Source organism: Niallia sp. FSL K6-0212 (genome assembly GCF_038007605.1).
GTDB classification, from domain to species: domain Bacteria; phylum Bacillota; class Bacilli; order Bacillales; family Cytobacillaceae; genus Niallia; species Niallia circulans.
In genome coordinates this window covers 1-8419 of the sequence record NZ_JBBOXL010000004.1, presented here as the reverse complement: position 1 = coordinate 8419, position 8419 = coordinate 1, and the positions used below count along the sequence as shown (strand labels likewise).

The 8419-nt window shown below is 31.3% G+C and carries 13 protein-coding genes; 11 read left to right on the top strand and 2 right to left on the bottom strand.

Annotation, left to right across the window (positions count from 1 at the left end; all coding sequences use genetic code 11):
* The first annotated feature begins 22 nt into the window (after window positions 1-22).
* The 5 genes from MHH96_RS25550 to MHH96_RS25530 all read left to right on the top strand — a co-directional run bounded on the left by MHH96_RS25550 (window position 23) and on the right by MHH96_RS25530 (window position 2280).
* A complete protein-coding gene (locus MHH96_RS25550; protein WP_341118325.1) occupies window positions 23-247 on the top strand; it encodes a hypothetical protein in 225 nt (74 codons plus the stop codon).
* Window positions 244-669, top strand: a complete 426-nt coding sequence (locus MHH96_RS25545; protein ID WP_341118323.1) for a hypothetical protein — start codon at window positions 244-246, stop codon at window positions 667-669. Before MHH96_RS25550 ends, MHH96_RS25545 begins: the two co-directional genes overlap by 4 nt.
* Complete coding sequence (locus MHH96_RS25540) at window positions 662-940, top strand: DUF5839 family protein (protein WP_169189775.1); 279 nt, start codon at window positions 662-664, stop codon at window positions 938-940. The genes MHH96_RS25545 and MHH96_RS25540 overlap by 8 nt, the downstream gene beginning before the upstream one ends.
* A gap of 174 nt (window positions 941-1114) precedes the next feature.
* Window positions 1115-1744, top strand: a complete 630-nt coding sequence (locus MHH96_RS25535) for a MarR family transcriptional regulator (RefSeq protein WP_169189776.1) — start codon at window positions 1115-1117, stop codon at window positions 1742-1744.
* A gap of 347 nt (window positions 1745-2091) precedes the next feature.
* Window positions 2092-2280 carry a hypothetical protein gene (locus tag MHH96_RS25530; protein ID WP_341118321.1) on the top strand — a complete coding sequence of 63 codons (189 nt, stop codon included), beginning with the start codon at window positions 2092-2094 and terminating at the stop codon, window positions 2278-2280.
* Between the two features lie 22 nt (window positions 2281-2302).
* Here MHH96_RS25530 and mobQ read toward each other — a convergent pair whose 3' ends face one another.
* A complete protein-coding gene (gene mobQ / locus MHH96_RS25525; RefSeq protein ID WP_341118319.1) occupies window positions 2303-4150 on the bottom strand; it encodes a MobQ family relaxase in 1848 nt (615 codons plus the stop codon).
* 429 nt (window positions 4151-4579) lie between these two features.
* Between mobQ and MHH96_RS25520 the strand changes: the two genes are divergently transcribed.
* Window positions 4580-4876, top strand: a complete 297-nt coding sequence (locus MHH96_RS25520) for a conjugal transfer protein TraD (RefSeq protein ID WP_341118318.1) — start codon at window positions 4580-4582, stop codon at window positions 4874-4876.
* Between the two features lie 370 nt (window positions 4877-5246).
* Here the strand turns inward: MHH96_RS25520 and MHH96_RS25515 are convergent, their stop codons facing one another.
* Window positions 5247-5600 (bottom strand): DUF3139 domain-containing protein, encoded by a 354-nt coding sequence (locus tag MHH96_RS25515; protein ID WP_341118317.1) that lies wholly within the window; start codon window positions 5598-5600, stop codon window positions 5247-5249.
* Between the two features lie 80 nt (window positions 5601-5680).
* Between MHH96_RS25515 and MHH96_RS25510 the strand changes: the two genes are divergently transcribed.
* The 5 genes from MHH96_RS25510 to MHH96_RS25490 form a co-directional block, all read left to right on the top strand.
* Complete coding sequence (locus MHH96_RS25510) at window positions 5681-6247, top strand: YiiX/YebB-like N1pC/P60 family cysteine hydrolase (protein ID WP_341118316.1); 567 nt, start codon at window positions 5681-5683, stop codon at window positions 6245-6247.
* Between the two features lie 725 nt (window positions 6248-6972).
* Window positions 6973-7503: a MerR family transcriptional regulator gene (locus tag MHH96_RS25505; RefSeq protein WP_341118315.1), complete on the top strand. Its 531-nt coding sequence runs from the start codon at window positions 6973-6975 to the stop codon at window positions 7501-7503.
* A 71-nt stretch (window positions 7504-7574) separates the two neighbouring features.
* Window positions 7575-7742 (top strand): antitoxin VbhA family protein, encoded by a 168-nt coding sequence (locus MHH96_RS25500; RefSeq protein WP_341118313.1) that lies wholly within the window; start codon window positions 7575-7577, stop codon window positions 7740-7742.
* A 21-nt stretch (window positions 7743-7763) separates the two neighbouring features.
* Window positions 7764-7943, top strand: a complete 180-nt coding sequence (locus MHH96_RS25495; protein ID WP_341118311.1) for a hypothetical protein — start codon at window positions 7764-7766, stop codon at window positions 7941-7943.
* A 109-nt stretch (window positions 7944-8052) separates the two neighbouring features.
* A partial coding sequence (locus MHH96_RS25490) for a hypothetical protein (protein WP_341118310.1) occupies window positions 8053-8419 on the top strand: 367 nt, incomplete at its 3' end.

The following is an 8419-nucleotide window of genomic DNA, read 5'->3' as shown; positions in this document are numbered from 1 at the left end:
TGACTCATTTTAAGGAGGAAGCATGATGAAAAAATTAAAAATTTATATGGATAATGGGGAATTTGTGATAGAACATGTTAATTCGATTGGACATAGTAAAAAGCGTTCTTTCCTATCAGAAAATGGCTTGAAAGAATCTTTGGATTCTTATGCAGCTGTCATCGATCAATACGAATTAGAGGTATCAGATGAATTGTGGGCTATGGTTATTAACTACGTAAGTAGTGAGGAGTTTCAAAGAAAATGATTTGTTCCTATTGCGGTCAAGAAAATAGCAATTATGCAGAAACATGCTCCTTTTGTGAAGCACCATTGAAAGTGAAAAGACCAAAATTAGACGGTTTTATGTACTTGGAATTATGCGAAAGACCGTTTTCGTTCTTGGCTTCACTTCACACATATGATCTTTTAGTTTTGCTTCGACTGGTGAGAGAAAAGCGGACAAGTTGTTACCACCTTATGAGAACTGTTCAGAAGGCTCCTGACGGGGTTGTAGTTCCTAATGATATAAAAGGTTTGGCAGAAAGTGAATATCGCCTTTATACTGCCCGTATGAAGGTTATAGAGGGTATATTGATTGATAGGATGGGGTATAAACCGAAACGAATTGATGATAAACTATTAATTAATTTAAAAGAGAAAATTGAAAGAGGGAAAGAAAATGTCTGATAATAATACTATTGCTGCGTTTCATATTCTTAGTAATAAAGATGGTATTTTGAAGTTAAATACTAGCAAACTATTTTATTGGCATATTCCAAAAAAATTAAGAAAAGAACCTATTGAACAGGGAGATATCGTATTAGTTCATGCTAAAAATACATCAGCACCAGTATTAGTAATGAATGTGTTTAGAGAAGAATTAGAAGAAGTAGGAAAAAAATATAAGAAAGTTAAATGTGTTTTAGAAAGAGCTCCTCAGAAAAATGAAAAAGTGTAGAATAAAGAAGAAAATATTGGTAGTCTTAAAGGTATAAAGAAAAACCCTCAAGTTTTTGCCGACTCCGAGGGTTTTAACTAAATCAAGGACAGGAATATGTCCTGTATTCACTTATAGAATAATTATATTCTAACATACAGTGATATATTCCTTCTAGTAGGGAGAAGGAAATTTGTGAAAAAAGAAAACAATAATGTAGTAAATTTAAACAGTGTTAGTAAAAATGCTAGAAAAAGAGATTTAAAAAATGATGAAATTCTTAATAATCTAGAGCATTTTGGAGTACCTCAAGAACAAATTGACCAAGCTATGAAAATACTTAGTATGGCTACTGGTAATAAAGAACTTTACATAGGAACTAAAAGATCTCCACATTCGAAAGTGAGGTTTGCTCAACACTTGCAAGAGAATTTAGGTTTTCTAAATAAGCAAGAATATCTTAGCAGTAAAGAAAAGGTTTTTTTATCTGATGTTATACCTTATATTGCTTTTTCAAGTAATTGCATAGTTTTAGATATTAAAGAGAAAAATCCTGTTCCTGCAAATATTACAGAGATTTCTAAGCTAATAAATAGTAATAGGTCAAATACAAGTACAACAATTAATTCTTTAGTTAAAAAAGGAATTTTAGCTAAAGCTGAAAGTGGAATTGAAGGTAATAACGTTAAAGCTTATTCTTTATTTGTTAATCCTCATATTATTTTTGCGGGTGATAAAGATAAGGTTCCGGAGCATTTACAAGTTATGTTTCATAAAGCAATGAAAATGAAAATATTAAAGGATTTACCGGATAAATTATTTTAAAGAAAAAACCGTTAGTAATTAATTTTGATTACTAACGGTTTTTTTATTTTTTTATTATTTCGTGTGTTGTAAAATCGCAACACAAGTGTTGTAAAATCGCAACACACAAAAAATCTCAAAACCCTTGATATAACAGTCTTTTTTTAACTTTTAAAACTCTCTCTCTTCTCACTCTATAATAAATAGCATTTCACTTTTTGTTTGGCAATCTTAAATTTAAACTTTTTAGGTTCTTGCCATAAGGCTAAGATGTTGCCATAAAGGCAACTAAAAACCTTGTAATTAGGGGTGGTTATCAAATGAGAAATAACTACGATATAATAATTTAAAAGGTAGGTGCTTTTTTTATGCATGAGTTTGAAAGGTCTAAACAGATTATTAATGGTACTTTTGATTGCAACCGTAATTGGCGTGTGACGTTTGAGTATAGTCGAGATTATGAAAAAAAGCCTTTGTCATGGAAAGAAAGCGAGCAATTGCTTGATGATCTCATCAAGGTATTTGAAAAATACGAAATGAATTGGAAGTTGAAATAAGGGGTTGTAAATTTTACAACCCCTATCTTTCTAATCCATTATCTCTTGATAAATATTGTTCTCTTTTATTTGCTCGCTGTAAGTCTTTTTGAACATTGGATAAGGTTTCGTTTTCTTTCTGTAGTTCTTCAAGTTTTTTTACATATTTATCATAAGTAGGTTTGAGTTCGTTCATCAATTTGCTGTCTTCTTTGATAGAACCAACAGTGGTATATCCAACAGAACGAAGTTCACGTCCTATAGAACTTTGTTGTTTTTTTAATTTTTTATATTTTTCTTTTGTAACTGAATCATGTAGTAATTTTCCATATTGGAAAGGATTGTTTTCAATCGCTTCTAACTTGTTTTTTATTTTACTAAGTATTCCTAATCTTATTTCTGCTTGATTTGCTGTTTTTACTCTTTGTTCATAAGTAGAAATGTTTTTCGATATGTTGTTTATTTCAGCTTTATTCTTCTCGATAACTGTTGGTATATCGCTAATTTTTGAAAGATTATAACGTTTATGAACGTCTTGTAATTTTATAGCTGTTTTATAATTGATTCGTTTATTTTTTAGTTCTGGATATAGAGAAGTCGTCTTTTTGATTTCATGATTTTTTAGAAGGCTTTCCCCTTGTTCTAATAACTTATTAGTATTTTTGTATGTTGTTCTTTTTCCTTCTAATTCAGTACGAGATTGTTCAACTTCTTTGTCCATTTGTTTTTTTCTAAACGGAATTTCTTCTCTAGTTGAAATGTTATTATCTCGCATTAAGATGGATACTCTTTCTTTTTGGCTATCAAGAGTTTGGCTTAAAGAATTAATTTCATGGCGTAGCTGCTCTTTCTGTTTTCGTTGAAAGAATCCTGTATTTTCAAGTGCTTGCTCTTTTTCGCTTATTTGTTTTTCCAAGCTTGATAAAGTGGCATTTGCTTGGAAAAGATTATCCATGTTTTTTTGCTTGTTTTGAAGTTGATAATGTTCGGAATTGTTTTGGCTATGCCATATTTCATTAATCTCTTTTATCTTAGAAATATTCTCTAAAGTCGGTTTTTCTTTTATCATTTTTGTTTGAATATAGTCTAATACTTTTTGTTCTGCAGGAGCGAAAGCAACTGTCTTTTTTTGTTCCTGTTCTTTTATTAAGGTTTGTCGCTGTTGCTTTTTTTCGCGATATTTTTGCAAGTCATAAACAATGGCATTATGCTGTTTTACTTCACGATTAATAGTTCCTCGGTCTGTTTCGATTCCCTTTTTCTCCATATCAGAAGCTACATGTCCTAAATGAACAGTAGGTAAAATTTCAAGTCCACGATCCTCATGAGATTGATGGGTAATCCGTTCTTGAATATTTTCTTTTTTAAGTGCCTTGTTGGCATGTTCAGACCATTGTTCTCTCCATTGCTCCAGTAGTTCTTTTTTATTCCAATCACGATTCTTTGTAGTAAAACCATTTTCTGAAATTTCTCTAGTGGTCAACATAACATGAGCGTGTGGATTTTCTTTATCATCTCGATGAATAGCAATATCGGCAACCATGCCTTTATCTACAAATTGTTCTTGAACATATCCTTTGATTAATTCAGTTTGCTGCTTATTGGAAAGTTCTCGTGGCAAAGCAATATTAATTTCTCTTGCTAGTTGAGAATTTTTTCTTGTTTCGCTTCTCTCCACTTCATTCCAAAGAAACTCTCTATTTTGAATCCATGATGGAGCATGAGAAGGAGCAAGAATATGGTTTTCTGGTTGCACGTCTCTTTTATAATATTTGCTTTGCTCGGATCGTTCATCATATAATTTTTCACCTGATCGATAAGCTGCAGAAGCAATGGCGGATTGCCCTTTTCCGCGTGAGATCATTTGCACGGAGAAATGATAGATTGCCATATTCTTTTTCCTCCTTTTCTTTTGGATTTTATGTATTAGGTTTTGGATGACCGTAATAAAAAATTTCGTACCGAAAGGTGGGAAATTTTTTATTACGGATTCGTAAGGATTTATTATGACAAGTTGGATTTTTCCAACAAGGAATAATAAATAGCTTACGATTGTTTTTTGTATTCGCCATTTGGCGGATATTCATTCGCAGATATGCGAATGAATGATTTTGATTTTGGTATTCGCTGAAAGGCGAATACGCTTTTTCGTTGCGAAGCAACCGCACACAAACGTAGTTTGTATAAGTGCGCCCTTCCTCACATTAGTTCGTTGGGGTTATTATACCACGAACTAATGTGAGGAGTCATTCTGTAATTCTAGTTTTCGCTCGTAATTTTGGATATAATAGAGAAAATAATAGGGTAGGGAGTGAGAGCCTTGGCTCGAAGAACGGAAGAAGAGAGATTAGTAGATTTAGAAGAAAAAATTAGGAAGATGCAACTGGAGAAACAACGATTGGCGAATCAAGTGAGACAAAAGGAGAGAAAAGAAAGAACTAGAAGATTAATTCAAGTGGGTGGATTAATTGAGAAACATTTTGAGATTGAAGGGGAAGAAGAAATAATTAAATTGATTGCTTCTTTTAAGAAAGATGTAGTGAAAAATAAAGAAAAAATATTGAAGATGGATATTGAACAAGCAAGAAAAATTCTTCAAATTAATCTAGAAAAATAATTTCATTCTCTATATTTTAGCAATATAAAACTAATATATTTTACTGTATTTTTAAATGAAGTAAAGTATCTTTTATTTTTTTATATAAAATCCCTTTTATTTTCACACAGGCAGAGCCTGTGGTTTAAAAAGAGTAAATTAAAAAGAGTAGTTCAACTACTCTTTTTATGCTTCTGAATATGTTTTATCAACACATATATCTTAACTCTCTACTTTTGAAATTTTTTGATTTAGAAATTTATCGCTCCCTTTTTGAACTATGTTTTTTTATTTTCACTAAATTGTTCGGTTAAATACATGAAAAAATTTGTTAATTCTTTTGTTTCTAATTGAAAAAAACAGTGCTCAATCAATTTTTTCTTATATATTTTTATTGTTCTGCATGAATTGGATTATCTTTAGATCCAGAGTACCCTTCTTGAAAAACTTCATTACCGTTCATACCATATTGATATTCAATATCTTGTTCATCCGCAAAAACAACAGTCACGCTGTAGGCTGCATCGGATCCTGCGAACCTAGGATCAAATTGAGGCTCTAATGATAAAATTTCTTTTTTATCATACCCTTTTTCATTTATCAAATAATCTTCTACTTTATCACAAATATTTTCCATTCTTTCTTCAGAAGGTTTAGCAGATGGATTATTACTGAAATAAATATACAAACCTATTCCTCCAAAAATCACAAAAAATATCAATAACAAAAATATTCTTTTTTTCATATTTTTACCTCCTCATTTGGTGCATTATGTAATATAATGGATAATATTGTAACAAAATATAAGATATTGGAGTGATAAAGTTGAAAAAAATTATTAGTATTTTAGTTACAGCTGCACTTTTACTTGTTTTTTCATTGACCTTTCAAACTAATGAAGCAAGTGCAGCTAGTTATCCAGGAACTAAAGCTACCGTTAAAGCTGGTGATATTGTGGTTACCAAAACAACTAATTGTAAACCTAATTGCAAAGGAATTACTGGACATGCAGGAATAGTTATCGATAGTACATACATAGCGCATATTTCAGGGCCCGGTGCTCACCCGTCCAAAATCTCAATTTCTTCTTGGTTTAAAAAATATACTTCTACAAAGGTTGTTAGGACAAACAGCAAATACAAAGGCAAGCCATCAAAAGCCGCAAGTTGGGCAGCTAAATATTTAAAAGATTATCCTAAAGCAAAATATTCAATAACACCTAATCTCAGTTCAAAAGATCCTACCTATTGTTCAAAATTAGTTTATCAAGCATATTACTATGGTACAGGTTATCCTATATTAGCATCTTCTGGAATAATTCATCCTTATGCTTTCATAAATAAAGTAGGTTACAGTGGGATGGGATCTATTGTTGCTTCAGTAAAATGGTAGAAATGTAGAAATATTGATTAGTATAAAAACTCTAAGCAAAGCTTAGAGTTTTAACTTAGGGAACTGAAAGCAAATTAGGTTTACTGCATCATCATTAGTAAAATATCTCTTTGTCGGTAAATGGGTTATTTGTGTATGCTCAAAAAATGTCTATTATTAATCATTGAAATATAGAGTTAATTCGAGTACAATAATTTTACAAATAACCTTGTTTTGGGCAAGGGTAAAGTCATTTTCCGTTAGGTGTGTTGGAGCACTTAAGCTTGAGGAAAATGGCTTTTTGTTTTTTTCTTTATTCTAACATAATCTATTGTTCTACAAAATAAAATAATAGATTTGCAAAAAATAGAAAGATTATCAAATTTCCATATTACCCCTATTTAGCGACCAAAGCTTTTTAGGATTTAAATATTAGATTAATTGATAATCCCCCTCTGAATATGAGCTTTTAGGTCATTAAAGTTAGTTTACATAAAATGTCCTATACACAGCAATCCAAAAAGCAAAAGGCGGAATTTGTCCATATTGGGGCAAATTCCGCCTTTTTGCGTTTGGGAAATATCGAGAAAAATAGCTTCATAATAAAAAAGTCAATCTCTAGATCCCTCCGTTTTACTTCTAAATGCTACTTCATTATACAATTGACTTTTTACGATGATTGAAAGGAAAGAAGGAAATTCTACTAGATTATCGAAGAGTAAAAGTAGAAGGAGTGAATAAACGCTATGAAAAACGCTAATAGCTTTGGCTATTTTTCGAAAGATGTTGCTGCTGATTTAGAAATAACTACTTCTAGTTTAAGAAGATGGTCTATTGAGTTAGAACAGCATGGTTATATAATGGAACGAAATGAAAAAGGACAACGGATTTATTATGAACGCGATTTTAAGGCGTTAAGAGAATTGAAAAAATTATTAGCAAACAATGTTTCTTTTACAGACGCGTTAAATGCTGTTGTATCAATGAATATAGACGAAAAAAACGCAACAAAAACGCCTAGCGTTTTCACGGATGAGATTCGTTTATCAAAGAGTGAATTAGAAGAAACGATACAACGAGTAGTGAAAGTAGCAATTGAAGAAGAAAGAGAAAATATGTTGAAAGCATTTGAATATAAAATGAATGATGTTGTAGAAAAAAGAGATCGGATCCTAACGATGCAATTACAACAATCATTAGAAGAAAAGAGATTAGAAATAGCAGCTGCCAAAGAAGAAGACGACGTAAAACCCTGGTGGAAAAAACTCTTCAAGTAAAAACCAGTACAGACAAGGGTTGCCTTTATGGCAACCTATAAACCTTTAGGGTAAGTAAGGAGGATTTTTTTATGAAAAGGACTAATGAAGAAGCGATGAGATATGCTAAAGCTTCGTTGAGAATATCTGGAATGGATGTTTCCAAAGAACAAGAGGATTTAGTAAGAAAATCTCTAGAAGGACATATTTCAGATGAAGATTTTATCAATAAGTTAAAGGAATTAGCTGATAAAAAATAAAATAAGATGGTGGGCGATTTTATGCTAATGCTTCATGAAATTTTAGGAACAGATAAGCCAGTTTTTAAAGAGAAACAAGCAGAACATTTTTTCTATGAGGAATTGTTAGCATTGAACGAAAAACCTTCACAATATAAGATTACTGGCTATGTAGAAGTAAGAAAACATAAGCAATTATTTTTCAAGCAAGTGTATAGCTAGGGGAAAGATACCGATTATTCTATTTTGGAAAATCGGTATTTTTTACGCTTGAATTAAAGTTACTTAAATGATATAATAAAGGTAACTTAAAGAAAAGGGCGGTTAAAACATGTTGAAAGTATGGGATTTACACAAAAAATTATATGATGTTCGTTGGAATGGTGAAGAGGAAGAAAATAAAACAATCGAGCAATTAGAAAATGAATTTGTTTCCTTGGCCGCGACGGAAGGAGTTGCTTTGGAAACAATAAACGAAATGTTAGGTCAGCTTTATATTCCGCCTTATCGATACGATACGTTACCAGAGCATTTAAAACACTCTAATTCAGCCAAAAAAGAAAATGTAGGGCGTCCATCTATGGGAGTTACAAAAAAGGTGTCTATAACTCTTCCAGAGGATATATGGAGCAAAATAAAAAGCGATATTAAGGATAAAGATTTAAAATCTATGTCTGCTTATTTTAGAGAATTAACTT

Coding starts and splice junctions, on each gene's coding strand:
- MHH96_RS25550 (WP_341118325.1), top strand. CDS start 23: ATGATGAAAAAATTAAAAATTTATATGGATAATGGGGAATTTGTGATA.
- MHH96_RS25545 (WP_341118323.1), top strand. CDS start 244: ATGATTTGTTCCTATTGCGGTCAAGAAAATAGCAATTATGCAGAAACA.
- MHH96_RS25540 (WP_169189775.1), top strand. CDS start 662: ATGTCTGATAATAATACTATTGCTGCGTTTCATATTCTTAGTAATAAA.
- MHH96_RS25530 (WP_341118321.1), top strand. CDS start 2,092: ATGCATGAGTTTGAAAGGTCTAAACAGATTATTAATGGTACTTTTGAT.
- mobQ (WP_341118319.1), bottom strand. CDS start 4,150: ATGGCAATCTATCATTTCTCCGTGCAAATGATCTCACGCGGAAAAGGG.
- MHH96_RS25515 (WP_341118317.1), bottom strand. CDS start 5,600: ATGAAAAAAAGAATATTTTTGTTATTGATATTTTTTGTGATTTTTGGA.
- MHH96_RS25505 (WP_341118315.1), top strand. CDS start 6,973: ATGAAAAACGCTAATAGCTTTGGCTATTTTTCGAAAGATGTTGCTGCT.
- MHH96_RS25500 (WP_341118313.1), top strand. CDS start 7,575: ATGAAAAGGACTAATGAAGAAGCGATGAGATATGCTAAAGCTTCGTTG.
- MHH96_RS25495 (WP_341118311.1), top strand. CDS start 7,764: ATGCTAATGCTTCATGAAATTTTAGGAACAGATAAGCCAGTTTTTAAA.